Annotated in this window: 24 protein-coding genes; 19 read left to right on the forward strand and 5 right to left on the reverse strand. The window is 70.3% G+C overall.

All coding sequences use genetic code 11. From position 1 onward, the window contains the following. On the reverse strand, positions 1 to 504 hold the full coding sequence (locus AC1HFH_RS10170) for a pyridoxamine 5'-phosphate oxidase family protein (RefSeq protein WP_480247175.1): 504 nt from the start codon (positions 502 to 504) through the stop codon (positions 1 to 3). A 224-nt stretch (positions 505 to 728) separates the two neighbouring features. Here AC1HFH_RS10170 and AC1HFH_RS10175 point away from each other — a divergent pair, with 224 nt between their 5' ends. The 5 genes from AC1HFH_RS10175 (at position 729) to AC1HFH_RS10195 (ending at position 5,145) form a co-directional block, all read left to right on the forward strand. After that, entirely contained in the window at positions 729 to 1,169 is a 441-nt protein-coding gene (locus tag AC1HFH_RS10175) for a MarR family winged helix-turn-helix transcriptional regulator (RefSeq protein WP_480247176.1), read from the forward strand. A gap of 1 nt (position 1,170) precedes the next feature. Next, entirely contained in the window at positions 1,171 to 1,593 is a 423-nt protein-coding gene (locus AC1HFH_RS10180; protein WP_480247177.1) for an organic hydroperoxide resistance protein, read from the forward strand. Between the two features lie 105 nt (positions 1,594 to 1,698). Beyond that, positions 1,699 to 2,133, forward strand: a complete 435-nt coding sequence (locus AC1HFH_RS10185) for a nuclear transport factor 2 family protein (protein ID WP_480247178.1) — start codon at positions 1,699 to 1,701, stop codon at positions 2,131 to 2,133. 148 nt (positions 2,134 to 2,281) lie between these two features. Continuing rightward, positions 2,282 to 4,540, forward strand: a complete 2,259-nt coding sequence (locus AC1HFH_RS10190) for a heavy metal translocating P-type ATPase (RefSeq protein WP_480247179.1) — start codon at positions 2,282 to 2,284, stop codon at positions 4,538 to 4,540. Next, positions 4,537 to 5,145 (forward strand): CueP family metal-binding protein, encoded by a 609-nt coding sequence (locus AC1HFH_RS10195; protein ID WP_480247180.1) that lies wholly within the window; start codon positions 4,537 to 4,539, stop codon positions 5,143 to 5,145. The genes AC1HFH_RS10190 and AC1HFH_RS10195 overlap by 4 nt, the downstream gene beginning before the upstream one ends. A 7-nt stretch (positions 5,146 to 5,152) precedes the next feature. On the opposite strand, the gene AC1HFH_RS10200 is transcribed toward AC1HFH_RS10195, so the two are convergent. Beyond that, positions 5,153 to 5,794 carry a response regulator transcription factor gene (locus AC1HFH_RS10200; protein WP_480247181.1) on the reverse strand — a complete coding sequence of 214 codons (642 nt, stop codon included), beginning with the start codon at positions 5,792 to 5,794 and terminating at the stop codon, positions 5,153 to 5,155. Further along, positions 5,791 to 6,990 carry a sensor histidine kinase gene (locus AC1HFH_RS10205; protein ID WP_480247182.1) on the reverse strand — a complete coding sequence of 400 codons (1,200 nt, stop codon included), beginning with the start codon at positions 6,988 to 6,990 and terminating at the stop codon, positions 5,791 to 5,793. The genes AC1HFH_RS10200 and AC1HFH_RS10205 overlap by 4 nt, the downstream gene beginning before the upstream one ends. 107 nt (positions 6,991 to 7,097) lie before the next feature. Between AC1HFH_RS10205 and AC1HFH_RS10210 the strand changes: the two genes are divergently transcribed. The 3 genes from AC1HFH_RS10210 to AC1HFH_RS10220 all read left to right on the forward strand — a co-directional run bounded on the left by AC1HFH_RS10210 (position 7,098) and on the right by AC1HFH_RS10220 (position 9,214). Next, positions 7,098 to 8,024, forward strand: coding sequence for an ABC transporter ATP-binding protein (locus tag AC1HFH_RS10210; RefSeq protein WP_480247183.1), 927 nt, complete (start codon positions 7,098 to 7,100; stop codon positions 8,022 to 8,024). 1 nt (position 8,025) lies between these two features. Further along, entirely contained in the window at positions 8,026 to 8,772 is a 747-nt protein-coding gene (locus AC1HFH_RS10215) for a hypothetical protein (protein ID WP_480247184.1), read from the forward strand. 142 nt (positions 8,773 to 8,914) lie between these two features. Continuing rightward, a complete protein-coding gene (locus AC1HFH_RS10220; RefSeq protein ID WP_480247185.1) occupies positions 8,915 to 9,214 on the forward strand; it encodes a DUF1540 domain-containing protein in 300 nt (99 codons plus the stop codon). Positions 9,215 to 9,362: 148 nt separating this feature from the next. On the opposite strand, the gene AC1HFH_RS10225 is transcribed toward AC1HFH_RS10220, so the two are convergent. Further along, positions 9,363 to 10,079: a dienelactone hydrolase family protein gene (locus AC1HFH_RS10225; RefSeq protein ID WP_480247186.1), complete on the reverse strand. Its 717-nt coding sequence runs from the start codon at positions 10,077 to 10,079 to the stop codon at positions 9,363 to 9,365. Positions 10,080 to 10,360: 281 nt separating this feature from the next. Here AC1HFH_RS10225 and AC1HFH_RS10230 point away from each other — a divergent pair, with 281 nt between their 5' ends. Both AC1HFH_RS10230 and AC1HFH_RS10235 read left to right on the forward strand, forming a co-directional pair. Then, a complete protein-coding gene (locus AC1HFH_RS10230) occupies positions 10,361 to 12,055 on the forward strand; it encodes a 3-ketosteroid-delta-1-dehydrogenase (RefSeq protein WP_480247187.1) in 1,695 nt (564 codons plus the stop codon). A gap of 238 nt (positions 12,056 to 12,293) precedes the next feature. Beyond that, positions 12,294 to 12,830, forward strand: a complete 537-nt coding sequence (locus AC1HFH_RS10235) for a VOC family protein (RefSeq protein WP_480247188.1) — start codon at positions 12,294 to 12,296, stop codon at positions 12,828 to 12,830. Between the two features lie 32 nt (positions 12,831 to 12,862). Here the strand turns inward: AC1HFH_RS10235 and AC1HFH_RS10240 are convergent, their stop codons facing one another. Further along, entirely contained in the window at positions 12,863 to 14,155 is a 1,293-nt protein-coding gene (locus AC1HFH_RS10240; RefSeq protein ID WP_480247189.1) for an MFS transporter, read from the reverse strand. 564 nt (positions 14,156 to 14,719) lie between these two features. On the opposite strand from AC1HFH_RS10240, the gene AC1HFH_RS10245 reads away from it, so the two are divergent. From AC1HFH_RS10245 to AC1HFH_RS10285, 9 genes are all read left to right on the forward strand, one after another. Next, positions 14,720 to 16,957, forward strand: a complete 2,238-nt coding sequence (locus tag AC1HFH_RS10245) for a SulP family inorganic anion transporter (protein WP_480247190.1) — start codon at positions 14,720 to 14,722, stop codon at positions 16,955 to 16,957. Positions 16,958 to 17,060: 103 nt separating this feature from the next. Further along, positions 17,061 to 17,543 carry a TIGR02611 family protein gene (locus AC1HFH_RS10250; RefSeq protein ID WP_480247809.1) on the forward strand — a complete coding sequence of 161 codons (483 nt, stop codon included), beginning with the start codon at positions 17,061 to 17,063 and terminating at the stop codon, positions 17,541 to 17,543. Continuing rightward, entirely contained in the window at positions 17,540 to 18,181 is a 642-nt protein-coding gene (locus AC1HFH_RS10255) for a (2Fe-2S)-binding protein (protein ID WP_480247191.1), read from the forward strand. The genes AC1HFH_RS10250 and AC1HFH_RS10255 overlap by 4 nt, the downstream gene beginning before the upstream one ends. Positions 18,182 to 18,375: 194 nt before the next feature. Beyond that, positions 18,376 to 20,439 (forward strand): threonine--tRNA ligase, encoded by a 2,064-nt coding sequence (gene thrS, locus AC1HFH_RS10260; RefSeq protein ID WP_480247192.1) that lies wholly within the window; start codon positions 18,376 to 18,378, stop codon positions 20,437 to 20,439. Further along, positions 20,436 to 20,999 (forward strand): ATP adenylyltransferase, encoded by a 564-nt coding sequence (locus AC1HFH_RS10265; protein ID WP_480247193.1) that lies wholly within the window; start codon positions 20,436 to 20,438, stop codon positions 20,997 to 20,999. Before thrS ends, AC1HFH_RS10265 begins: the two co-directional genes overlap by 4 nt. Beyond that, the gene (pgsA, locus tag AC1HFH_RS10270; protein ID WP_480247194.1) at positions 21,000 to 21,671 is read left to right on the forward strand and encodes a phosphatidylinositol phosphate synthase; all 672 of its coding nucleotides are present in this window, start codon (positions 21,000 to 21,002) and stop codon (positions 21,669 to 21,671) included. Beyond that, positions 21,668 to 22,594, forward strand: coding sequence for a phosphatidylinositol mannoside acyltransferase (locus tag AC1HFH_RS10275; RefSeq protein WP_480247195.1), 927 nt, complete (start codon positions 21,668 to 21,670; stop codon positions 22,592 to 22,594). The genes pgsA and AC1HFH_RS10275 overlap by 4 nt, the downstream gene beginning before the upstream one ends. A 19-nt stretch (positions 22,595 to 22,613) precedes the next feature. After that, a complete protein-coding gene (locus AC1HFH_RS10280; protein ID WP_480247196.1) occupies positions 22,614 to 23,738 on the forward strand; it encodes a glycosyltransferase family 4 protein in 1,125 nt (374 codons plus the stop codon). Further along, on the forward strand, positions 23,738 to 24,781 hold the full coding sequence (locus tag AC1HFH_RS10285; RefSeq protein WP_480247810.1) for an NUDIX hydrolase: 1,044 nt from the start codon (positions 23,738 to 23,740) through the stop codon (positions 24,779 to 24,781). The genes AC1HFH_RS10280 and AC1HFH_RS10285 overlap by 1 nt, the downstream gene beginning before the upstream one ends. Positions 24,782 to 24,812: the final 31 nt, after the last annotated feature.

Here is a 24,812-nt window from a genome sequence, read left to right on the forward strand (position 1 = left end):
CTAGGCCGGCGGGCCGTCTGCGGTGGTGCCGCCGAGTGGTATGGCGGGCAGGCCCAATTTGCGGTGGTCCCAGCTGCGTACCCGTTCGGGAACCACCCGCACGGCGACGCGTTTGTGCAGCATCTGTTCCACAGCGGGGCGCATCTCGGTGGTGTAGGGGCCGGTGTAGCGTTCCCAGACGTTCACGCCGACGGCGAACAGGGCGTCGGCGTCGTCGATCACTTCGGCCCGGCCCTCGATGGATACGCCGCGCAGCTGGTCGTAGGTGTCGCCCGCCTCCACCAGGACCGTCACCCGCGGATCGCGGCGCAGGTTGACGGCTTTCTGGGATTTCGCCTTGGTCTCGAACCAGATCTCGCCGTCCAGAATCGCGAACCACATCGCGGTCAGATGTGGCATGCCGGTGCGGCCGAGGGTGGCGAGGGTGGCGATCCGGCTGGTCGCCAGGAATCGGGTGATCTCCTCGTCGGACATCACGATCTGCGCGCGTTGATTGCTTCCCATTGCGACACTGTAGAACGTGTTGTTGTGCCGGGTGTGACGCGTGCGCGGGTCGGTCGATCTCGATACCGGCGCGCAGCATGGCACAGGCGTCGCTCACCGGCGACGAACTGCCACCGGCGTACCGAGTACTCCTCGAAACCGCCTGATCTCCCGAGTCGGGCCTCCGTGGTGTGGTGTGCCACGTTTGGTTGTGCACAACTTGATTGAGGGCTACGTTTATCGATATGACCGACCCGATGGCGCTCGAACGGCAGGTCTGCTTCCCGCTCTACGCGGCGACGCGGGCGATGACGGCGACCTACCGGCCGAAGCTTGCGGCCATGGGTCTGACCTATCCGCAGTATCTGGTGATGCTGGTGCTGTGGGAGCGGGACGGCCGGACCGTCGGAGACCTGTGTGCGGAACTGGCGCTCGACTCCGGCACGCTGTCGCCGCTGCTGAAGCGACTTGCGGCGGCGGGTCTGGTGGAGCGGCGCCGGTCGGTCACCGATGAGCGGCGGGTCGAGATCCGGCTGACCGAGAACGGCCACCGGCTGTACGACCGGGCCTGCGAGATTCCGGCGCAGATCGCCGAGGCCACCGGCCTGTCGGCGGACGACCTCGCCGCATTGCGCACCACGCTGCGGCGGATCACCCGGGCGTTGAACACCGAGAAGGAGAACTGAGATGAGCGTGCTGTACACCGCCGAGGCCCTGGCGACCGGCGACGGGCGCAACGGACGGACCCGGACCGCCGACGGCAAGGTGGATGCCCACCTGTCCGTCCCGAAGGAGATGGGTGGCTCCGGCGAGGGCACCAACCCCGAGCAGCTCTTCGCCGCCGGGTACGCGGCCTGCTTCCATTCGGCGTTGCGGCTGGTCGGCGGCCGGGAGAAGGCCGATATCGCCGACTCGGCCGTCGGTGCGAAGGTGGGGATCGGGCCCGACGCCGCGGGTGGTTTCGCGCTCACCGTCACTCTCGAGGTCTCGCTGCCGCACCTGGCTCCGGAGCGGGCGCGGGAGCTGGCCGATGCCGCGCACCGGGTGTGCCCCTACTCGAATGCGGTCCGCGGGAATATCGACGTCCGGGTGCTGCTCGCCGAAGACTGAGATCCGGCCTCCGAATGCTGCTATAACAGGTTCTCGTCCACCGGCCGGAGTCGGGTTCGCAACGTCGGCGCGGCCCGGTCCCGGTCGCCCGAGCGAGGAGGCGCAATGCTGTCCCTGCAGCAGATTTCGGACCGGCTCGAGATCGAGGACCTGATGGTGCGGTATTCGCACGCGATCGATACCGGGCAATGGGACCTCCTCGACGAGATCTTCACCGAGGACGCCGAAATCGACTACTCCGCCATGGGCGGGCCGAGTGGCGGACCGGCCGAGATCAAGGATTTCCTCGCTGCGACCATGCCGAACTTCACCGCATTCCAGCACCTGATCAGCAATTCCTCGATCGTCGTGGACGGGGAGGAGGCGACCGGTCGCACCATGTGTCACAACCCGATGGTGGTCGCCGATGCGGACGGTACGCAGCGGATGATGCTGGCCGGGCTGTGGTACCTCGACACCTTCACCCGGGTGTCCGGCAGCTGGCGGATCCGCCGGCGGGTCGAGGAGAAGAGCTACCTCTTCGTGGCACCGTCGGTCTGATCCGGTCCGGCGCGCCGGGCTACGGACCCGCCTGGACGCCCATACCCGCCAGGGGTATAGTTCGGGCAGTCCGATAGTCGGTGGCATCCGGCGGTGGGAGCCCGAGCGGTGTTCGCGCCGGATGTCCAGGCGGGAGTGAGGTGCAGGTATGGGCGACAGTCATGCGCGGCGCAATCCCGATTCCGAAGCCGGGCACCCGGTTCATCGCGGACACGGCGAACCGGCCACGCCCGCGGCCGGGGCGCCCGCCGGTCCTCGCGCGGAGCCCGGCCACGATGCGCACGCCGGTGGTCACGGGGTGGCCGCACCCGAGCAGCACCACGGCAGTCGGGGTGGCCACGACGGGCACGCCGCCCACGGCGGTCACGGTGGACACGGCGACCACGTCGCCAGGTTCCGGCGCCTGTTCTGGATCATGCTCGTCGTTGCGATTCCGGTGGTGGCCTTCTCGCCGATGTTCGGCACCCTCATCGGCTACACCGTCCCCGACGGGATGCACTGGATCTCGCCGGTGCTCGGCACCGTGATGTACTTCTGGGGCGGCGCCCCGTTCCTGACCGGTGCGATCGACGAGATCAAGGCCCGCACTCCCGGGATGATGCTGTTGATCGGTCTCGCGATCACGGTCGCCTTCCTCGCCTCGCTGGGCGCGAGTGTCGGCCTGCTCGACAGCGAGCTGGACTTCTGGTGGGAACTGGCGCTGCTGATCGTCATCATGCTGCTCGGGCACTGGGTGGAGATGCGGTCGCTGGCACAGACGACCTCCGCCCTGGACTCCCTGGCCGCCCTGATGCCCGACGAAGCCGAACGCGTGGACGGCGACACCACCGTCACCGTGGCCCCGGCCGAACTGAGGGTCGGCGACGTCGTGATCGTCCGGCCCGGCGGCCGGGTGCCCGCCGACGGCAAGGTGCTGCAGGGTTCGGCCAGTGTCGACGAATCGATGATCACCGGCGAATCCCGGCCGGTACAGCGCAGCGTGGGCGACCGGGTGGTCGCCGGCACCGTGGTCACCGACTCCGGCCTGCGCACCGAGGTCACGGCGGTCGGTGCGGATACGGCACTGGCCGGGATCCAGCAGCTGGTCGAGCAGGCGCAGTCCTCGTCGTCGCGGGCGCAACGGATCGCCGATCGGGCGGCGGGCTGGCTGTTCTGGTTCGCGCTCGGTGCCGCCGTCGTCACGGCGGTGGTGTGGTCGCTGGTCGGCAATCCCGACGAGGCCGTGGTCCGCACGATCACAGTGCTGGTCATCGCCTGCCCGCACGCACTGGGCCTGGCCATCCCGCTCGTGGTGTCGATCGCGACCGAACGCGCCGCCCGCGCCGGGGTGCTGGTGAAGGACCGGCTCGCCCTGGAAACCATGCGGACCGTCGACAGCGTGCTGTTCGACAAGACCGGCACCCTGACCAAGGGCACCCCGGCCGTCACCGCCGTCGAACCCGCCGCCGACACCGACGTCGACACGGTGCTGGCGGCCGCGGCGGCCGCGGAGACCGATTCGGAACATCCCCTCGCCCGGGCCATCGTGCACGCCGCCGAGCAGCGAGATCTCCGGATCCCGGCGGCCGCCGACTTCTCCTCGTCCCCGGCCGTGGGCGTCCGGGCCACGGTCGACGGCCGCACCGTCCAGGTCGGCGGGCCCCGGCTGCTGGACCAGGAGAGCGTCACGGAGCTGCCGATCGCCGCCGACTGGCGGGCGGAGGGGGCGATCATCCTGCATGTGCTGGTCGACGGACGGGTGGCGGGTGCACTGCGGCTGGCCGACGAGGTGCGGCCCGAATCCCACGATGCCGTGCGCGCACTGCACGCCCAGGGCATCGAGGTCGTGATGATCACCGGTGACGCCGAGGCCGTCGCCGCCTCGGTCGCGGCCGAACTCGGCATCGCCCGGTTCTTCGCCGGGGTCCGGCCCGAGGACAAGGCGTCGAAGGTGCAGCAGCTGCAGTCCGAGGGACGCAGGGTTGCCATGGTCGGCGACGGTGTGAACGATGCGCCCGCACTCGCCCAGGCCGACGTCGGCATCGCGATCGGTGCGGGCACCGACGTGGCCATCGCCTCAGCGGGAGTCATCCTCGCCAGTGACGATCCGCGCTCGGTGCTGTCGGTGATCGAACTGTCCCGGGCCACCTATCGCAAGATGAAGCAGAACCTGTGGTGGGCGGCCGGATACAACCTGATCTCGGTGCCGCTCGCCGCGGGTGTGCTCGCCCCGATCGGCTTCGTGCTGCCGATGTCGGTCGGCGCGATCCTGATGTCCTTGTCGACCGTGGTGGTGGCGTTGAACGCACAGCTGCTGCGGCGGCTCGACCTGCGGCCCGACGTCGTCGTCCGACACCTGAGCCGGGGCGCCGCCGAGGCGTCCGGCACCACCGTCTCGCCCCCGACTCCACGAAAGGTCAGTACATGACATCGCCTTCCCGTTCCGGAACCCGTGGCCGGCTGACGGCCGCTCTCGCGGGCGCCGTGGTCGCCGGCGCCGTCCTCGTCGGCTGCTCCTCGGCGGCACCGGAACCCCGCCCCGTGGTGCCGGAGGAGACGATCCTCGCCGAACGCGATCTGGACGGTCTCGGCGCGCGGGAACTCATCGAGCGGCTCGACACCATGCCGGTCGCGGACCGCCCGGCCGACCTGATCGCCTCGGTGCGTCCGGACGAGGTGGTCGTCACCGACGACCGCGACCGCGAAGCGGTACTGCCGATGCCGGCGGACGAGTTCTACGTCTCGGTGGCGCCGTACGTGAACCGCACCCACGACTGCTTCTTCCACAGCCTCACCACCTGCCGCGGCGAACTCGCCGACGCCGACGTCCGGGTCGTCGTCACCGATACCGCCACCGGCGCAACGGTGCTCGACGAAATGCGGCAGACCTACGACAACGGGTTCGTCGGCCTCTGGCTGCCGCGCGGTATCGACGCGGAGCTCACCGTCGAATCCGGTGGCCGGACGGGCACCGTTCCGCTGTCGACGTCGGCGGACGACCCGACCTGCATGACCACCTTGCAGCTCGCCTGAGCCACGGTCACACGAATCCGGATTCGTAGGCGACGATCACCGCCTGGGTGCGGTCCCGGGCGCCGAGCTTCCCCAGAATCGAACTGACGTGGGTCTTCACGGTCTCCGGACCCACATACAGTTCTGCGGCGATCTCGGCGTTGGACAGGCCGCGGGTCATCAGCCGGAGCACCGACGACTCCCGACGGGTGAGTGCGGCTCGGGCCAGAATTCCGCGGGCCCGGTCGTTGTCCCGGCCGGCGGCCAGCGCGCGCACCGCCGCCGGGTACAACAGGGAGTCGCCTTCGGCGACCGTACGGACCGCATTCGCGATCTCGCCGGGCCGGGCCCGCTTGAGCAGGAATCCGTCGGCACCCGCCCGCAGCGCTTCGTAGACGTAGTCGTCGTTCTCGAATGTGGTGACGATCAGGATCTTCGGCGGGGCCGGCACGGCCCGCAGCACGGCGCGGGTCGCCTCGATACCGTCCAGCAGCGGCATCCGGACGTCCATCGCGACCACATCGGGGCGCAGCCGTTTCACCTCCGGCACCACCGCGACCCCGTCGGCGGCCTCGCCGACGACGGTGATCCCGTCCTGGGCGTCGAGGATGGCGCGCAGACCCGCCCGCGCCAGCGGTTCGTCGTCGACCAACAGCACCGTGACGGTCACCGCGGGACCCCGTCGACGGGCAGATCGACCCGGACCTGCCATTCGTCACCCACCGCGCCCGCCCGGGCCCGGCCGCCGAGCAATGCGGCCCGTTCCCGCATCCCCCGCAGCCCACTGCCGTCCCCGCTGCGTGCGTGATCACGGCCGTCCCGGTGACCGGCGGGCGGCAGCGGATTCGACACCTCGAGCTCCAGCCGGTCCGGATGAGCCGCCATCCGGACCCGCACCGGCACCGCGCCGGCATGCCGCAGCACGTTGGTCAACGCCTCCTGCAGGATCCGGTAGCCCTCACGGGAGACCGGACCCGGGAACCGGTCGACGGAACCGGACAGTGTCACATCGACCGCCGCGCCCGCCGACCGCGCCGAGGCGAACAGGTCCGCGGCATCCGCCAGTGTCGGCCGCTGGTCTACCGGCGTCGCCGGGTCCCGCAGTACCCGCAGTACCCGCTCCAGATCCGCCAGCGCCGCCCGGCCGGTCTCCTCGACGGCCGCCAGCGCTGCACCGGTGAACTCCTGGTCACCGGTGGTGCGGGCGGCGCCGGCCTGCAGCACCATCGTGGTCAGGGAATGTCCGATGGAATCGTGCAGTTCGCGGGCGATGCGGTTGTTCTCCACCAGCCGTTCGGTGCGTTCTTCCAGTGCCTGCAGCCGGGCCGCCGCCGAGGGGCCGAGCAGCCATCGTGCGCAGGCGGTGACCAGTTCGCCCAGCCAGACCACGGTGTACAGCAACACAAGTATCGGCAGCAGCGCCGCAAAGATATACCACCAGTGTGGATTCGCCGCCTGCAGGAGTGCCTCGGGCCGCTGTGGCATACCCGTTGCCATCCGGACGAGATCGGCGCACAGCGTGATCGCCGGTACGGCGACCGCCAGCAGCACCCCGCACAGCACCAGCCGGATCTCCAGCCACAGCACGGTCCGCCACCGGTCCGTCCAGCCGGCCGATGGGGCCACGGCAATCGAGGCATCCGCAGCGCCCCGCTCTCGGGGCGTGAGGAAAAGCTGAGCCTGTACCGCCTCGGCCAGCCGCATCCCCGGGATCGAGCCGATCGGCACGGCGAGCAGGCAGGTCACCCACGGCCGGTCCATATCGATGAACAACCACACCGCGACGGGAGCCAGCGGCAGACTCAGATGCAGACCGCGCGTATACGTCACCGGGCGGATCAACGGCCGGAGCAGGGAACGGGTCACGCACTCATGGTGCCAGGACGCGCACCGGACCCGGGTCCCCCGCACGGGGGAGCAGCTGCCCACTCGCCGGGGAGGATTTCCGGCCCGCCTCGGGCGACAGTCGGGTCATGACGACTATCGAAGTGCGCGATCTCGGCAAGGTCTACGGCAGGACCAGGGCGGTGGACGGGCTCACCTTCTCCGTACGTCCCGGGCGGGTCACAGGTTTTCTCGGCCCCAACGGTGCGGGCAAATCGACGACGATGCGATTGATCCTCGGCCTGGACCGGCCGACCTGCGGTGTCGCGACCGTCGGTGGGCGGCCGTTCACCGAGTGCGCACGCCCACTGCACACCGTCGGCTCGCTGCTGGACGCCGCGGCAGCGCACCCGGGCCGGACCGCGCGTAACCATCTGCTGGCGCTCGCCGCCGGCAACGGCATCCCGGCCCGCCGGGTGGCGGAGGTACTCGACGAGGTGGGGCTCGGCGGGGTGGCCGGGCGGCGGGCCCGGACCTTCTCCCTCGGTATGCGTCAGCGGCTCGGCATCGCGGCGGCGCTGCTCGGTGATCCGCCGGTCGTCATGTTCGACGAGCCGTCGAACGGGCTCGATCCCGAGGGGATCATCTGGCTCCGGGGGACTCTGCGGCGGCTGGCCGCCGAGGGGCGGACCGTCCTGGTCTCCAGCCACCTGATGGCCGAAACGGCCACCTTCGCCGACCACCTGCTGGTTCTCGCCCGGGGGCGGGTGCTCGCCGATACCGATCTGGCGAGCTTCCTCGCCGAGTACGGCCGCGGGCGGGTGCGGATCCGCACCACGGACGGCGCGCGGCTGCACACGGTCCTGACCGCCGCCGGTTTCGAGCCGGTCGAGGAAGGTGACCGATGGTTCGTGCCCGGGCAACCCGTCGAACGGATCGGTCCGCTGCTCGCCAGGGAAGGTGTTCCGATTCTGGAACTGACCGAGGACCATCCATCGCTCGAACAGGCCTATCTCGCCTCCACCGCGGGCCGAAGCGAGTACGTGACCGCAAACCCCACGACCGAGGGAGCCTGACATGACATTCGCGCCCGTTCTGGCTTCGGAATGGATCAAAGCCCGTTCCCTGCCCTCCCTGAACGCGATCCTGGTGCTGATGTTCGCGGTGACGGTGGCGTTCTCCCTGGTCGGCAGTGGAGCGCTCGCGGCGGAGCGGCGGGGCACGCCGGAATTCGATCCGCTGCTGTTGTCGTTCTACGGCATCAACTTCGGGCAGGTCGTCGCCCTCGCCTTCGGTGCCGCCTGCGCCGCCGGTCCCTACCGGGACAACGGCATGCGGGTGTGGCTGGCTGCCGTCCCGCGGCGTGGCCTGCTCTACACCGCGAACCTGACGGTGATCGCCGCATGGACGTTCGCGGTGGGCCTGGTCATCGGAGCGATCTGCGTGTTCGCCGGACAGCCGATCATCGGTGCCGGTGCGCTCGATCTCGACGATCCGGCCGTCTGGAGCGCAATGATCGGCTGTGCGATCTATCTGATGCTGATGGCGCTGCTCGCCGCCGGGATCGCCACCCTGCTGCGCAGCGCGGCGATCACCATCGGCGTCCTGGTCCCGGCGGTGCTGTTGCTGTCGTTCGTCCTCGGTGATGTCTCCGGTGACAACGGGAGCTTCGCCGAATTCCTGCCGGACCGGGCGGGCCGTCAGATCCTGGTATCCGCACCCGCCGGCACCCTCGGGGCCTGGACCGGCCTGACCGTCACCGCGGCCTGGGCGGCAGCGGCCGTCGCCGTGGGATGGCTCGCGTTCCGTCGGCGCGACGAGTGACCGCCCCGCACCCGCCCGACCGGTGATTCCGTGATGCGAGATCGGCCGGTTAGGGCAGGCTGACCTGGCTGTTCACCGCGATCTTGCGGTTCTACAGTTGACCCCGCACGACATCACCTTTCGAACTGTTCGGAGGTTCGGTATGACGACTGTGGAAATGCCGCATGTCACCGAGTGTGCGGTCGACAACTGTTCCTACAACCACGACGGCTGCCATGCCTACGCGATCAATGTCGCCGGCAGCAACGGCAGCGCCGATTGCGCGACATTCGTCCCGCTGTCGGTGAAGGGCGGACTGGACACGGTCACCAGCATGGTGGGTGCCTGCCAGCGCGCCGACTGCGTGCACAACCGGGATCTGGAGTGCACTGCCAGCGAGATCCGGGTCGGTCCGGGCACCGGCGAACATGCGGCCCGCTGCCTGACCTACGACCCGCGCTGACAGCGCCGGTCGGCGCTCGGGCGCCACGAGTCTCGCGCCCCTCGGCGTGACCCGAGCCCGCCACTGGACTGTCCGACACCGGATCCGCACCGGCCTGACTACACCTGCAGGGCCGGTGTCCGGTGTCGGGCATAGCTGTTTTCTCTCCTTATCGGGCCGCGGTGGGCAGATGCCGGGTGTGCCGGTGCCTGGGCGCCGGCGCCGCGCTCAGGAACTCGGTGAACCACATCGCCGCCAGGTACGCGGTCCAGCGGGCCACCCGGGCCGCATCGAGGCGGTGCCCCGGGGGCTGCAGTTCGGTGAGCCGGGAACGGCAGGTCAGCTGCTGGGCAGCCATCCGGTTGTGTCGGCGCACCCGGGAATCACCGCCGCCGATCAGGAACAGGGCCGGGGTCGACAGCTGGTGCAGCCGCTCACCCGCCAGATCCGGCCGGGCGCCGCGCACCACCACCGTGCGCACCGGTGCGGCCGGTGCGGCCGCCGCCCACAGTGCCACCGGTGCGTCGGAACCGATGCCGAAGTAGCCGACCGGCTGGTCCCGGCAGGCCGACGCCGCCAGCCAGGCCCGGACCTCGCCGAGCCGCTTGCCGAGCAGTTCGACGTCGAACACCGTGTTCAGGTCCTCGCTCTCGGCCGGAGTCAGGAGATCCACGGTCAGCGTTGCCAGGCCGTGCGCAGCCAGCGCGGTGGTCAGGATCCGGTTGCGCGCGGTTCTGCGCGTGCTGCCGCTGCCGTGGGCCACCACGACCATTCCGTGCGGCTCCGGTGGTTGATGGAGGCGCCCGGCCAGGTCGTTGCTGCCCGCGGGGATGGTGACATCGCCGCCGCTGCGTGCTGCCGCCGGGATGTGGTCGATGAGCGTCACGCCGGTCTCCTTGTCCTCGCCCTGCTCGCCGGACCCAGTGTTCGCCGGTCCCCGACTGTCCGGAAGTGCCACAGGTCCGCAGATCACCGGGCCGGAAGTGAGCTGCTGCGGTGACCGGCGACGCGGCAGGCCCGAAGAGCGGGCGGGGTGCCGGGACTCGGCGTACGGGTGCCGGGCCCGGTTCGGGGACTCCCGCTCAGCGGACAACGAGGGCGGCCGGCCGAGCGGGCGGACGTAGGTTACGTCGACACCCGTCCCGCACGAAAGTGGAAGCCCGAACCATGGTGAACAAGCCGATGCCGCCCACTGCGACCGCCTACGACATCACTGTCGACCTGCTCGTTGTCGGAGCGGGCACGGGGATGGCCGCGGCGCTCGCGGCCCACGAACAGGGGCTGTCGAGCCTGGTGGTCGAGAAGACCCGCTATGTCGGCGGCTCGACCGCCCGGTCCGGCGGCGCCTTCTGGATCCCCGGCAGCTCGATTCTGCCGGAGACCGATACCACGGCCCGCGACGATGCGGCCCGCTACGTCCGAGCGGTGGTGGGGGAGTCGGCGCCCCCCGAACGCGGTGCCGCCTTCCTCGGCAACGGCCCGGCCGCGGTGGCGATGCTGCAGCGGACCACCCCGATGAAGTTCTTCTGGGCGCAGGGGTATTCGGACTACCACCCGGAGGAACCGGGCGGTAGTGCCGAAGGGCGCACCTGTGAATGCCGCCCGTTCGACGCCTCCGTTCTGGGCGAGGAGCGCCCGCGGCTGCGGCCGGGCGTCATGGCGGCCCCGGTACCGATGCCGGTCACCGGCGCCGACTACAAGTGGATGAACCTGCTCGCCCGGAAACCGCTGAAGGCGATGTCGCGCATCGTGCGCCGCGCCGCCCTGGGCATCGGCGGCATGCTGATCGGCCGCGAATACATGGCCGGTGGCCAGGCCCTCGCCGCGGGCCTGTTCGCCGGGATCCTGCAGGCCGGTATCCCGGTGTGGACCGAGACGAGTCTGGTGCGGCTGCGCACCGACGGGGACCGGGTCACCGGAGCGGTGCTGCGGCAGGACGGCCGCGAGGTGACCGTCACCGCGCGGCGCGGTGTGGTGCTGGCCGCCGGCGGCTTCGACCACGATCTGGCGGCCCGGCACAAGTTCCAGTCGGCGCGGCTGACCGCGGGCACCAGCCTGGGTGCGGAAGGCAACACCGGCGACGCCATCACCGCCGCACAGGAACTCGGCGCCGGCACCGCATCGATGGATCAGGCCTGGTGGTTCCCCGCCTTCGCCGCACTGCCGGACGGTGCGCCCATGGTGATGCTCGCGGAACGGTCGCTGCCGGGGTCGTTCGTGGTCGACCACACGGGCCGGCGCTTCATCAACGAATCGGTGGACTACATGTCCTTCGGGCAGGCCCTGCTGGCCCGCGAACGGCAGGGCGACGCCGTGGAGAAGATGTGGCTGGTGTTCGACCAGCGCTACCGCAACAGCTACACCATGGCGGGCCAGGTCTATCCGCGCCAGCCGTTGCCCGAGGCATGGTACGAGGCCGGAATCGCGCACCGGGCCGATGATCCCGCCGCGCTGGCCCGGTCCATGGGCGTCCCGGAGGAGGCCCTCGCCGACACCTTCCGCACCTTCGACGGATACGCCGAAACCGGGGTGGACCAGGAATTCGGCCGGGGTGAGAGTGCCTACGACCGGTACTACGGTGACCCGACCGTCACGCCGAACCCGAATCTGGCACCGCTGCAGAAGGGCCCCTTCTATGCGGTCGAGATGGTGCTGAGCGATCTCGGCACCTGCGGCGGTGTCGTCGCCGACGAGCACGCTCGGGTTCTGCGCGAGGACGGCAGCGCCGTCGCCGGTCTGTACGCCATCGGCAACACCGCGGCCAACGCGTTCGGCGCCACCTATCCCGGTGCCGGCGCCACGATCGGCCAGGGACTGGTCTACGGCTATATCGCGGCCCGGCATGCGGCCGCACCCGCGTAGTCGTGCGGCACCGGGTGGCCGACGGGGGAGATCCGGATCCCCTCCGGGCTGACCGCCCCGGCTCGGTGTCGTCGCCGCGGCGGTCGGAACGCCTTCCGGGTGCCCGAGACAGCCGGGGTCCGGTCTCCGGGACAGGCCGGAACTCCGGGGCGCTGTAGCGGTCAGGATGGACGGGTAGCGGTGATACCGCTACCCGTCTTCGTCGTCACGGGGCCGGAGAGATGATCGAGGAGGCCGAATGGGTATGCGGGGGATCAACCACATCGTCCTGTACGTCGCCGATCTGCACCGCAGTCTTGCGTTCTACGAGGATGTGCTCGACTTCCGGCGGCTTCCGGAGAGCTTCCCCGGGGCGGCGTTCCTGCGGCATGCCGGATCGGCCAACGATCACGACCTCGGGTTGTTCGAAACCCGCGGCCGCACCTCCGGACGCGGGTCGGTCGGGCTGTACCACGTCGCCTGGGAGGTCGACACATTGTCCGATCTCGCGTCGCTGCAGGAACGCCTGCACCGGGCGGGCGCGCTGACCGGTGCCGCCGACCATGCCGCCACCAAGGCCCTGTACGGCCGCGACCCCGACGGTATCGAATTCGAGATCACCTGGCTGGTACCCGACGAACGGGTCGAAGAGGCGCTGCATCCCGGTGCCGCTTTCACCGCGCCCCTCGACCTCGATGCCGAGATCGCTCGGTACGGTGCCGCGACACCCGGCGGTCCCCGTACCGATCCGGAGATCTGGGCGCGGGTGGCAGCCCGGCGCGCCACCCGGCACTGACACCCCGCCCACCGGTCTCGCCGGATGTGCCGCTAACCTGCCACGCGCAGGTCGGAGCCCCGGGTCTCCCGGACCCGGGAGACGCACAGGACGGTCACCAGACCACAGCACACCGCCAGCACGACCAACGGGGTGCTGGACGGTCCGGCCACCTGCAGGGTGCTGGCCAGCAGCGGAGTGAAGCCCGCCCCGGTCAGGGCAGCCAGCTGATATCCCATCGAGGCGCCGGTGTAGCGGACCGAGGTGCCGAACATCTCCGACAGCAGCGCCCCCAGCGGGGCGAACATCGCCGACTGCACCACCTGGCCGGCCATCATGGCCAGATACAGCAGCGGCACCGACCCCGAATCCACCAGCGCGTAGATCGGCCAGGCCAGCAGCACGATCCCCACGGCCCCGGCCAGGACGACCGGCCGGCGGCCGGTCCGGTCGGACAATGCCGAGAACAGCGGGATGCACACCAGTGCAGTGCCCGAGGTGAACAGCAGTCCGGTCACCGCCGCGGAACGGTCGTAGCCGATCGATGTGGCGTAGCTGATCATGAAGGTACTGATCAGCGCGGTGAGCGCGAACGGGCCGATGCCGATACCGCAGGCCAGCAGCAGGGTGGCGGGCCGGCGCAGGATGGCCAGGAACGGGATACGCGGTGCCGGGTGGTCGTCGGCGGCCTCCCGGAAGACCGGGCTCTCGGTGACTCCGAGCCGCAGGTACAGGCCGGCGGCCAGCAGCAGCACACTGGCCAGGAACGGGATCCGCCAGCCCCACGCCATCAGCTCCGCCTCCGGCAGGGTGGCCACGACGGCCACCACCGCGGTGGACAGCAGGGAGCCGATCGGCGAGCCCATCTGCATGATGCCGTTCCAGAAACCGCGCCGCCCCGGCTCCGCGTGTTCGGTCACCATCAGGGTGGCACCGCCCCATTCGCCGCCGAGCGCCACGCCCTGCACCACTCGCAGGATCACCAGCAGGATCGGCGCGAGGATCCCGACCGCCGGATAGGTCGGCAGGAAGCCGATGAGCAGGCTGGACACCCCCATCAGCGCCATGGTGAGGATGAGCATCGACTTGCGCCCGATCCGGTCGCCGAAGTGGCCGAACACCACCCCGCCGATCGGCCGGGCCACGTATCCGGCGGCCAGCGTGCCGAACGCGGCGACCGTTGCCAGGGCCGGATCGGAGTCCGGGAAGAACACCTTGTCGAACACCAAGGCGGTCATCGTGCTGTAGAGCAGGAAATCGTAGTACTCGATCGCGGTGCCGAGCAGGCTCGAGATCGCCACGCGGCGTCGCAGTGCCGAATCCGAGTGCGTGGTGACAGCAGTCATCCGGGAGCGTCCGTTCCGTCGGCGGTGGTCGGGCGCTCATCGTGACGGCTGCCCGAGCCGTCGGGAACTCCGAATTCTGCTGAGTGGAACCCCGGGCCACAACACATCCATGCCGAGTGACGAATGTCACGGTTTGGTTCCAGGATGTCCGGGGTCGCCGCAGATCCTTTTCGCGCGCTTGGGGAAGTCTTTACCATTGGGGGGACCTTCACGTCACCGGGGTCGCCGCTCCATGAGGTGGTGCCGAACGCCGCGCCACCCGTGCTCGATGCCTGTACATGTTCGCCCGATGAACCGGGACGCCACGCGCGCCCGGCGAAGGAGAAATATGTTCACCGACACCGATTTTGCCGCCCGGTCCCCGCGTCACCCTCGTCGTACCCCGTCCGTCGTGCCGTCGCCGGTTCCGCCGCGGGGCGTCGTCCGCTGTTCTCGTGCCCGCTCGGGCCCTCGCGCCGTGCACTGACCACCGCGCTGTCGTTCGGATCTCAGCTGTCCGGCCGTGTTCCGGCCTTCCCGCAGATCGCGCCGAGGGTTCCGCCCATTCGGCGGCGAAGGAGAATCATGAATACCGAAACTGTCCCCGACCCCGCCGTGGGCCGGTGGAAATCTGTGCTGCGCCATGATCTTCCGGCCTCGATCGTGGTGTTCCTGGTAGCGCTGCCGCTGTCCATCGGGATCGCCGTGGCCTCCGGTGCGCCGGTGGCCGCCGGCTTGATCGCCGCGGTGATCGGCGGAATCGTGGCCGGCCTGCTCGGCGGTTCGGTGCTGCAGGTGAGTGGTCCGGCCGCCGGTCTCACCGTGGTGGTCGCCGAAACGATTCACCAGTTCGGCTGGCGTGGAACCTGTTTCGTGGTGGCTGCGGCGGGTGTGCTGCAGGTGGTGTTCGGGCTCAGCCGGATCGCCCGGGCGGCGCTGGCCGTCGCGCCGGTCGTCGTGCACGCCATGCTGGCCGGGATCGGCATCACCATCGCGCTGCAGCAACTGCTGGTGTTGCTCGGCGGCACCGCCTACAGCTCGGCGCTGCGCAATGTCACGGAGTTGCCGGAGGCGATCCGCGCACCGCACGGCGGCGGACTGGTGGTGGGTGTCCTGGTGATCGCGATCCTGCTGGGCTGGCGGTATATGCCGGCCCGGATCCGGGTGGTGCCGGCCCCGCTGGTCGCCGTTCTGTTCGGCACCGTCGTCGCGATCGTCTTCGGAACCGATGCCGAGCGAATCGTTCTGCACGGATCGCTGTTCGACGCGGTGCAGCTACCGGAGTTCCCGGCGGCGAGCTGGACGACGGTGGCGCTGGCGGTGTTGACGATCGCGCTGATCGCCAGCGTCGAGAGCCTGCTGTCGGCGGTCGCGGTGGACAAGATGAGCGGTGGCCGCCGAACGGATCTGGATCGCGAACTGATCGGTCAGGGCAGTGCCAACATCCTGTCCGGTCTGGCGGGCGGGATGCCGGTCACCGGTGTGATCGTGCGCAGCGCCACCAACGTCCGGGCCGGTGCCCGCAGCCGGGCGTCGGGGGTACTGCACGGTGTCTGGATCCTGTTGTTCTCGGTGGCTCTCGTCGGGCTGGTGCAGCAGATTCCGAAGGCCGCCCTGGCCGGCCTGCTCATCGTGATCGGGATCCAGCTGGTGAAGCTGGCGCACATCAAACGGGCCAAGCGGACCGGCGATCTGCTGGTGTACCTGGTGACGGTGCTGGGCGTGGTGCTGGCCAACCTGCTGGAGGGAGTGCTGCTGGGCCTGGTCACGGCATTCGCCGTACTGCTCTGGCGGTTGGTGCGGGTATCGGTCCAGTCGATGGCGGCCGACGGGCACTGGCGGGTGCACATCGATGGCTGCTGTACCTTCCTGGCGCTGCCGAAACTGTCCGCGGAGCTGGCGAAGGTGCCGGCCGGGGTCGATGTCACGGTCGAGATGACGGTGGATTTCCTCGACCACGCCGCCTGTGAACTGATCGGCGACTGGGCGGCGCACCGCCGGGCCCAGGGCACCGAGGTGGATTTCGTGGAGATGGGTGCGGCGCGGATGGCGCATGCGGCGGCGGGACCGCCGAAACGCGGCCACGCCCGCGCTGTCCTCGACGAGGTGATCGGCCCCTGGCGGCGCAGCGCCCGGCCGGTGGACCCGATCGTGGCCGGCATCTCGGCCTATCACCGCGGGCCCGCGCATCTGATGCGCCCGCATCTCGACGGTCTCCGCGACCGGCCGGATGCCGACACCTTCTTCCTCACCTGTGCCGATGCCCGGATCGTGCCGAACGTCATCACGCACAGCGGGCCGGGCGACCTGTTCACGGTCCGCAACGTCGGCAATCTGGCCCCGGTCGGCGGCCAGGACGTCTCGGTCGAGGCCGCGCTGGTCTACGCCCTGGAGACCCTGGACGTGCGCACGGTGGCGGTGTGCGGGCATTCCGGCTGCGGGGCGATGGAGGCGCTGTACGGGCAGCGGACGGCCGGGCCGGGGCTGGACGACTGGCTCGCCCACGCCCGGCCCGCACTGGCCGCCTTCCGGGCCGGGCATCCGGTCGCCGACGCCGCCGCCCGGGCCGGCTTCGGGCCGGTGGACCAGCTGGGGATGGTCAACGTCGCGCTGCAGTTGCAGGAACTGGGTGACTACCCGGCGGTACGCCGGGGCGTCGCGGAGCGTGGTGTCGCGGTCCGCGGCCTGTTCTTCGATCTGGCCACCGCGCGGTTGATCGAGGTGCGCACCGACGGCATCGCCGAACTCGACGACACCGGTTCCGCCGGGGCCCGCACCGGTGTGCCGGCCCCGACGGCCCGGCCCACCCCGGAACCGGTGTGACCGGAGGGTAACCGTGCCGCGGCCCGCCGCCGCCGGAGGTCCGTAGGATGGATGCCGAAGGACACCGGGCACCGGACGGTGCCGGAGGGTAGGGAGTGCAGCGCTGAGTGCAGGAGTCGATCCCGGCGCGGCGGGCGGGTCCCGCGCCGGGTATTCGGTCGAGACCACCGACCCGTCGCCGGAACCGGCGCCGTCGCGCTGGCGCGCCTTCCGGGCCGGCGTATCCCGACGCCCTACGCTCGAGCTCGCCTACCGGATCGGCGTGGCGCTGGTCGGGGGCGTGGTGCTCGTGGTCGGTATCGTCACCATCCCGTATCCGGGACCCGGCTGGGCGCTGGTGTTCGCCGGATTCGGCATCCTGGCCACCGAATTCGTCTGGGCGCACCGGACCCTGCATTGGGTACGCGGCCGATACGACGTGGTGATGGGCTGGTATCGGCGGCAGGGGCTGCTGGTCAAGGCCGCCGGCGCGCTGGGCACCGCGGCCCTGGTCGTCGTCACACTGTGGCTGCTGGGCACGTACGGAATGGTCGCCGGGTGGATCGGAGTCGATTGGCCGTGGTTACACAGTCCCCTGATGTCGTGAACACCCCCGCCGGGCCGGAAACGGTGCCGGGCACGATGCTGGCGGATCCGCAGTGGGTTTCGGCCCGGATCGCCGAGATGAGCCGCGCATGGGGGACCGACTCCCGCCGGGTCGGCGGCACCCTGTGGTGGTGCATGGTCGCCTCGGCGCTGGTGCAGCCCGTGGTGACGGCACACGCCGCCGGACGCCCCGTCCCGGTGCCGGAGCCGCCCGACATCACCTGCGCGGTGCGCCCCGACGGCGGGGTGGAACGGATCGACTGCGCCGAGGCCCCCGTGGCCGCCGGGCCGGCGGCTGCGGCGGCCGCGCTGCGCACCGGTCTGGCCGCGGCGATAGCCCAGGTCGCGACCGTGTCCGGGGCCGGAATCCCGGCGCTGTGGGCGATCGTCGCCGACGCGATCGGCAACCGTGCTCTGGACGCCGGTGTCCCCGAGGCCGGGCCCCGGCTGGCCGGCCTGATCGGGGACCGCCTTCCGGCACCCCGATACGTCGAGGCCGGTGGCCGTACCTTCGTCAAACGGATCTCCTGCTGCCTGGTGTTCGAGGTACCCGGTTGCCGGATGTGCACCAGCTGCCCGAAGCGGCCCGCCGCCGAACGGGCGGCCCTGCTGGCGGCGACCGCGCGGGGCGAGCTCTAGCCGGGCGGCGGGACGTGCCGCGGGCCCGGGCGGCGGGCCCGCGGGACGAGCGCGCCGAGGTCGTCTCGGCGTCCGGGCGGCGCGCCCGATAGCATGGTCGCGGCCGGGACAGTTCCCGGCCCGTACCGGCAGGGATACCCGCCCTGCAGGGCGCGGGAACCCGCCCGCAAGAAGTCGCTAAGGAGAGCGCCGCTGTGACCACCTCAGCACCCCCACGTCCTGTCGCCCTCGTCCGAGTGCCGGCCGGGACCACTGCGGGCGCCGCGGTGCGCGAAGCGGGGCTGCCGGTCAAGGGGCCGGAGACGATCGTGGTCGTGCGTGATGCGCAGGGCGACCTCAAGGATCTGTCCTGGATCCCGGAGACCGATGCCGAGGTCGAGCCGGTCGCCGCCGATACCGAGGCCGGGCGCAGTGTGATCCGGCATTCCGCGGCGCATGTCCTGGCCCAGGCGGTGCAGCAGGAGTTCCCCGAAGCGAAACTGGGCATCGGCCCACCGATCAAGGACGGCTTCTACTACGACTTCCGGGTGGACCGGCCGTTCACCCCCGAGGACCTGGCCAAGCTGGAGTCCCGGATGAAGAAGATCGTCAAGGGCGCGCAGCGGTTCGACCGCCGGGTGGTGGAGATCGAGGACGCCCGCGCGGAACTGGCCGGTGAGCCGTTCAAACTGGAACTGATCTCCGACAAGTCGGGTATCGACGACCCGGAGATCATGGAGGTCGGCGGTAACGAGCTCACCATCTACGACAACCTCGACCCGCGCACCGGGGAACGCGTCTGGGGCGATCTGTGCCGCGGCCCGCACATCCCGACCACCAAATTCATCCCGGCCTTCAAGCTCACCCGCAGCTCGGCCGCGTACTGGCGCGGTGACCAGGATCGCGAGGACCTGCAGCGGATCTACGGCACCGCCTGGGAGTCCAAGGAAGCGCTGGACGAATACCTGCACCTGCTGGCCGAAGCGGAGAAACGCGACCACCGCAAGCTCGGCCTGGAACTGGACCTGTTCAGTTTCCCGGAGGAGCTGGGCTCCGGGCTGCCGGTGTTCCATCCCAAGGGCGGCATCATCCGCAAGGAACTGGAGGAGTACTCGCGGCGGCGGCACATCGCCGCCGGGTACGAGTTCGTCAACACCCCGCACATCACCAAGGGGCACCTGTTCGAGGTCTCCGGCCATCTGGACTGGTACCGCGACGGCATGTTCCCGGCCATGCACCTGGATGCCGAGTACAACGACGACGGCACCGTGCGCAAGCCCGGTCAGGACTATTACGTCAAGCCGATGAACTGCCCGATGCACAACCTGATCTTCCGCTCCCGCGGCCGGTCCTACCGGGAACTGCCGCTGCGGCTGTTCGAGTTCGGATCGGTGTACCGGTACGAGAAGTCCGGCGTGGTGCACGGTCTCACCCGGGTGCGGGGGATGACCCAGGATGATGCGCACATCTACTGCACCAAGGAGCAGATGCATGCGGAGCTCACCGACACGCTGAACTTCGTGCTCTCGCTGCTGAAGGACTACGGCCTCGACGACTTCTACCTGGAGCTGTCCACCAAGGACCCGAAGAAGTACGTCGGCTCCGACGAGATCTGGGAGGAAGCCACCGAGACCCTCTCGAAGGTGGCCGGCGCCTCCGGCCTGGAGCTGGTGCCCGACCCCGGCGGCGCCGCGTTCTACGGCCCGAAGATCTCGGTGCAGGCCAAGGACGCGCTGGGCCGCACCTGGCAGATGTCGACCATCCAGCTCGACTTCAACCTGCCCGAACGGTTCGATCTGGAATACACCGGCCCCGACGGCACCAAGCAGCGGCCGGTGATGATCCACCGCGCGCTGTTCGGCTCCATCGAACGGTTCTTCGGCGTGCTCACCGAACACTATGCCGGCGCCTTCCCGGCCTGGCTGGCGCCGGTACAGGTGGTGGGCATCCCGGTCGCGGACACCTTCGCCGAGCACCTGGACAAGGTGGTCGAGCGGTTGCAGGATCTCGGCATCCGCGCCGAGGTGGACCGCAGTGACGACCGGATGCAGAAGAAGATCCGTAACCAGACCATGCAGAAGGTGCCGTTCATGCTGCTGGCCGGTGAGCGCGACGTCGAGGCCGGTGCGGTGAGCTTCCGGTTCCGGGACGGCACCCAGGTCAACGGGGTACCGGTCGACGATGCCGTCGCCACCGTCGAGCACTGGATCCGGCACCGGAACAACGCCTCCCCGACCGCGGACGGGTTCGAGGTGGTCACCGCGGAGGCGCGGGGATGAGCGAGGGCGCAGTTCCGGAGACGAACGACGGCACCATCACCGACGCCGGGGCCGGTGATCCGGACCGGCTGCAGCGGATCTGGACGCCGTACCGGATGTCGTACATCACCGGGGCGGTGAAGCCGAAGGACGCCACCGGGCACCCGTTCACCGACATCCCGAAGATGTCGGACGAGGACGGCCTGATCATCGCCCGGGGTGAACATGTGTACGCGGTGCTCAACCTGTACCCGTACAACCCGGGGCACATGATGGTGGTGCCGTATCGGCGCGTCGCCGATCTGGAGGACCTCACCCCGGAGGAGAGCGCCGAACTGATGGCGTTCACCCAGCGTGCGATCACGGTGATGAAGCGGGTGTCCCAGCCGCACGGGTTCAATGTCGGGCTGAATCTCGGCGGCGTGGCCGGTGGTTCGCTGGCCGACCACCTGCACCAGCACATCGTGCCGCGTTGGGGCGGCGACGCGAACTTCATCACCGTGGTCGGCGGCGTGAAGGTGATGCCGCAGCTGCTGCGCGAGACCCGGGCGCTACTGGCGGAAGCCTGGAAGGACGAGTAAGTGCTCAGCATCTTCGGCCGGGCCACGTTCGCGAAAGCGACCGCACCGCTGGGCCGGGCCCTGGTCGGCACCGGCCTCACCCCGGACGCCATGACTCTGATCGGCACCGCCGCGACCATCGCCGCCGCGGTGACGCTGTTCCCGTCGGGGCACCTGTTCTGGGGCACGATGGTGATCTGGCTGTTCGTGATGTTCGACATGCTCGACGGCGCGATGGCCCGGGCGCGCGGGGGCGGCACCAAATACGGTGCGGTGCTCGATGCCACCTGCGACCGGGTGGCCGACGGCGCCATCTTCGCGGGCCTGGCCTGGTGGGCCGTGTACCACGAGAACAGCAAATCGCTGCTGCTGGCAACCTTGATCGTGCTGGTCACCTCGCAGGTGATCTCGTATGCCAAGGCGCGTGCCGAGGCCAGCGGCCTCACCGCCGACGGCGGCCTGATCGAACGGCCGGACCGACTGGTGATCGTGCTGGTCGGGGCCGGACTCACCGGCATCGGTGGCTACTGGGGCCTGGACTGGCTCACCTGGTCGGTCTACGTGGCCATGTGGCTGCTGGCCGCACTGAGCATCGTCACCGTGTTCCAGCGGGTACTGGCGGTGCGCAACTCGCCGGGGGCGCGCGAGGTGATCCCACCGGTGCGGCCGCAGCCGCCGGAGCCGGCGTCGTGACGGTCGGCGAACGGCTCACCGACTGGGGCTACGCGGCCGGGTGGCGGGTGGTGCGGGCCCTGCCGGACCGGACCGCGCGCCGGCTGTTCGAACTCGGCGCCGACCGCGGTGCCCGCAACGGCGGCCCCGAGCAGCTGCGCCGCAATCTGGCCCGGGTACTCGGTGTCGCGCCCGCCGAGGTGCCCGACGACCTGATCCGCGCGAGCCTGCGTTCCTACGCCCGCTACTGGCGGGAGGCCTTCCGGCTCCCCGGAATGGACCATGCCGCCGTCGACTATCCGGTGCAAGGGCTCGAACACCTCGATGCCGCCCTCGACCGGGGCCGGGGGGTGGTGTTCGTGCTGCCGCATTCGGGAAACTGGGATATGGCCGGTGTCTGGCTGGTACAGCACTACGGCTCGTTCGCGACCGTGGCGGAACGGCTGCGCCCGGAATCGCTGTTCGAACGGTTCGTCGCCTACCGGGAGAGCCTCGGCTTCGAGGTGTTCCCGCTCACCGGCGGAGAACAGCCGCCCTTCGGGCAGCTCGCGGACCGGCTGCGGCAGAACAAGATCGTCTGCCTGATGGGGGAACGCGATCTGACCGGCAAGGGCGTACCGGTGACCTTCTTCGGGGAACAGACCTGGATGCCGGCGGGTGCCGCGAAACTGGCCGTCGAGACCGGGGCGGCGCTGATGCCGGTGCACGCCTGGTTCACCACCGAGGCCGACGGCACCGAAGGCTGGGGTCTGCAGACCGATGCACCCCTGGATGTCTCCGGCGGCGTCGCGGCGGCCACCCAGGCCCTCGCCGACCGGTTCGCCGAGAACATCGCCGCGCATCCCGCCGACTGGCACATGCTGCAACCGCTGTGGGCCGGCGATCTGTCGCCGCAACGTCTGGCCCGGATCGCTGCGACACAGGCAGGAGGCGGTTCTCGATGACGCCCGGAGGCGGGATCCGATGAAGATCGGCATGGTGTGCCCGTACTCGTTCGACGTGCCCGGCGGGGTGCAGGCGCATGTGGTCGAGCTGGCCCGGGTGTTTCTGGAACGCGGGCACAAGGTGAGCGTGCTCGCCCCGGCGGGTGACGACACCCCGCTGCCGGACTTCGTGGTCTCCGCGGGCCGGGCCGTCGCGATCCCCTACAACGGCTCGGTGGCTCGGCTGTCGTTCGGTCCCACCGCCTACACCCGGATCCGGCGCTGGATCGAGGCGGGCGATTTCGATGTGCTGCACATCCACGAACCGAATGCGCCGAGCCTGTCCATGCTGGCGCTCAAGATCGCCGACGGCCCGATCGTCGCGACGTTCCACACCTCCACCACCCGATCGCTGGTGCTGAGCACCTTCCAGGGGGTGCTGCGGCCCTACCACGAGAAGATCGCCGGCCGGATCGCCGTGTCCGAGCTGGCGCGGCGCTGGCAGGTCGAGGCGCTGGGTTCGGATGCCGTGGAGATCCCGAACGGCGTGGATGTGCCCGCGTTCGCACGCGCGCCGATGCTGTCCGGATATCCGCGGCCGGGTCGCACCGTCCTGTTCCTGGGCCGGTACGACGAACCTCGCAAGGGGATGGCCGTGTTGCTGGGCGCCCTACCGGAGCTCGCCGCGCGGCATCCGGATCTGGAGGTGCTGATCGTCGGCCGCGGTGACGAGGAGCGGCTTCGCCGGGAGGCCGGGCCGCTGGCCGGGCATCTGCGGTTCCTGGGCCAGGTCACCGACGCCGAGAAGGCCTCCGCGATGCGCAGCGCCGACGTGTACGTCGCGCCCAACCTGGGGGGCGAGAGTTTCGGCATCATCCTGCTCGAGGCGATGGCCGCCGGAACCCCGGTGGTGGCCAGTGAACTCGACGCGTTCCGCCGGGTGCTGCGTGACGGCACCGCCGGGGTGCTGGTGCCGATCGAGGATTCGGCGGCCCTGGCCGCCGCAGTCGACCGGCTGTTGACCGACGACGACCACCGGCGGACCCTGGTGCACACCGGTGCCCGAGTGGTCGCCGAATACGACTGGCCGGTGGTGGCCGAGCAGATCCTGCGGGTGTACGAAACGGTCACCGTCGGCGACAGCAGAGTGCGGGCCGCCGGATGATCACCTTCTCCGCCACCACCGTTCTCGTCCTCACCCTGATCGCGGCGGTCGTCCTGGCGCTGGGTGTGTGGGCCTATTCGACGGCGAACCGCCTCGACCGGCTGCATGTGCGCTCCGACCAGTCCTGGCAGGCCCTGGATGCCGCACTGGCCCGGCGGGCCGTGGTGGCCCGGGCGGTGGCGATCGCGATCGCCGGGCCGGTATCGGACAGTGCCCGCGCCGAACAGGCGCAACGGCTGTCGAGCCTGGCCGACCACGCCGAACGCGCCGACCGCGGTGGGCGGGAGACCGCCGAGAACCAGCTGTCGGCGGCGCTGTCCACGATCGATATCGAGCAGCTGCGCCCGCAGCTGGTGGCCGAGCTGGCCGATGCCGAGGCGCGGGTGCTCATCGCGCGCCGGTTCCACAACGATGCCGTCCGCGACACTTTGGCGTTGCGGACCCGGCGGCCGGTGCGCTGGCTGCATCTGGGTGGTACCGCACCGCTGCCGACATACTTCGAGATCACCGAGCGGACCACTCCGTCGGCGACTACGGGCCTGCCGGTCGACAGCACCCGCACCAGCGCCCGGGTGGTCCTGCTCGACGCGCAGGACCGGGTGCTACTGCTGCGTGGCAGCGATCCGCAGCATCCGGACGTGCCGTTCTGGTTCACCGTCGGCGGCGGTGTGGAACCGGGGGAGGGCCTGCGGGCCGCCGCGGTGCGCGAACTGTGGGAGGAGACCGGCCTGCGAGCCGAACCGGACGCGCTGCACGGCCCGATCTGGCGGCGGGTGGCCGTCTTCCCGTACAACGGCGAGCTGATCCGCGCCGAGGAGTTGTTCTTCGCCCTGCGGGTGCCGGGCTTCGATCCGAATCCGGCGGCCCCGAATGCGCTGGAACGCCGCACCGTCACCGAGTGCCGCTGGTGTACTCCCGCCGATGTCGCCGAGCTGGAATCCGCCGGTGCAGCCGTATATCCGTATCACCTCGACCAGTTGCTGCCGGAGGCTGCCGCGGCGGCCTCCGGCGCCGGTGAACCGGAGGTCCGCTCCATCCGCTGATGCCGCGAGCCGCGGCGGAACCGGCGACGTA

Source organism: Nocardia sp. KT25-26, from assembly GCF_056627695.1.

Excerpts from the sequence above, each read along its gene's own strand:
- AC1HFH_RS10170 (WP_480247175.1), bottom strand. The coding sequence starts at position 504 with ATGGGAAGCAATCAACGCGCGCAGATCGTGATGTCCGACGAGGAGATC.
- AC1HFH_RS10175 (WP_480247176.1), top strand. The coding sequence starts at position 729 with ATGACCGACCCGATGGCGCTCGAACGGCAGGTCTGCTTCCCGCTCTAC.
- AC1HFH_RS10180 (WP_480247177.1), top strand. The coding sequence starts at position 1,171 with ATGAGCGTGCTGTACACCGCCGAGGCCCTGGCGACCGGCGACGGGCGC.
- AC1HFH_RS10185 (WP_480247178.1), top strand. The coding sequence starts at position 1,699 with ATGCTGTCCCTGCAGCAGATTTCGGACCGGCTCGAGATCGAGGACCTG.
- AC1HFH_RS10190 (WP_480247179.1), top strand. The coding sequence starts at position 2,282 with ATGGGCGACAGTCATGCGCGGCGCAATCCCGATTCCGAAGCCGGGCAC.
- AC1HFH_RS10195 (WP_480247180.1), top strand. The coding sequence starts at position 4,537 with ATGACATCGCCTTCCCGTTCCGGAACCCGTGGCCGGCTGACGGCCGCT.
- AC1HFH_RS10210 (WP_480247183.1), top strand. The coding sequence starts at position 7,098 with ATGACGACTATCGAAGTGCGCGATCTCGGCAAGGTCTACGGCAGGACC.
- AC1HFH_RS10215 (WP_480247184.1), top strand. The coding sequence starts at position 8,026 with ATGACATTCGCGCCCGTTCTGGCTTCGGAATGGATCAAAGCCCGTTCC.
- AC1HFH_RS10220 (WP_480247185.1), top strand. The coding sequence starts at position 8,915 with ATGACGACTGTGGAAATGCCGCATGTCACCGAGTGTGCGGTCGACAAC.
- AC1HFH_RS10230 (WP_480247187.1), top strand. The coding sequence starts at position 10,361 with ATGGTGAACAAGCCGATGCCGCCCACTGCGACCGCCTACGACATCACT.
- AC1HFH_RS10235 (WP_480247188.1), top strand. The coding sequence starts at position 12,294 with ATGGGTATGCGGGGGATCAACCACATCGTCCTGTACGTCGCCGATCTG.
- AC1HFH_RS10240 (WP_480247189.1), bottom strand. The coding sequence starts at position 14,155 with ATGACTGCTGTCACCACGCACTCGGATTCGGCACTGCGACGCCGCGTG.
- AC1HFH_RS10245 (WP_480247190.1), top strand. The coding sequence starts at position 14,720 with ATGAATACCGAAACTGTCCCCGACCCCGCCGTGGGCCGGTGGAAATCT.
- AC1HFH_RS10265 (WP_480247193.1), top strand. The coding sequence starts at position 20,436 with ATGAGCGAGGGCGCAGTTCCGGAGACGAACGACGGCACCATCACCGAC.
- AC1HFH_RS10280 (WP_480247196.1), top strand. The coding sequence starts at position 22,614 with ATGAAGATCGGCATGGTGTGCCCGTACTCGTTCGACGTGCCCGGCGGG.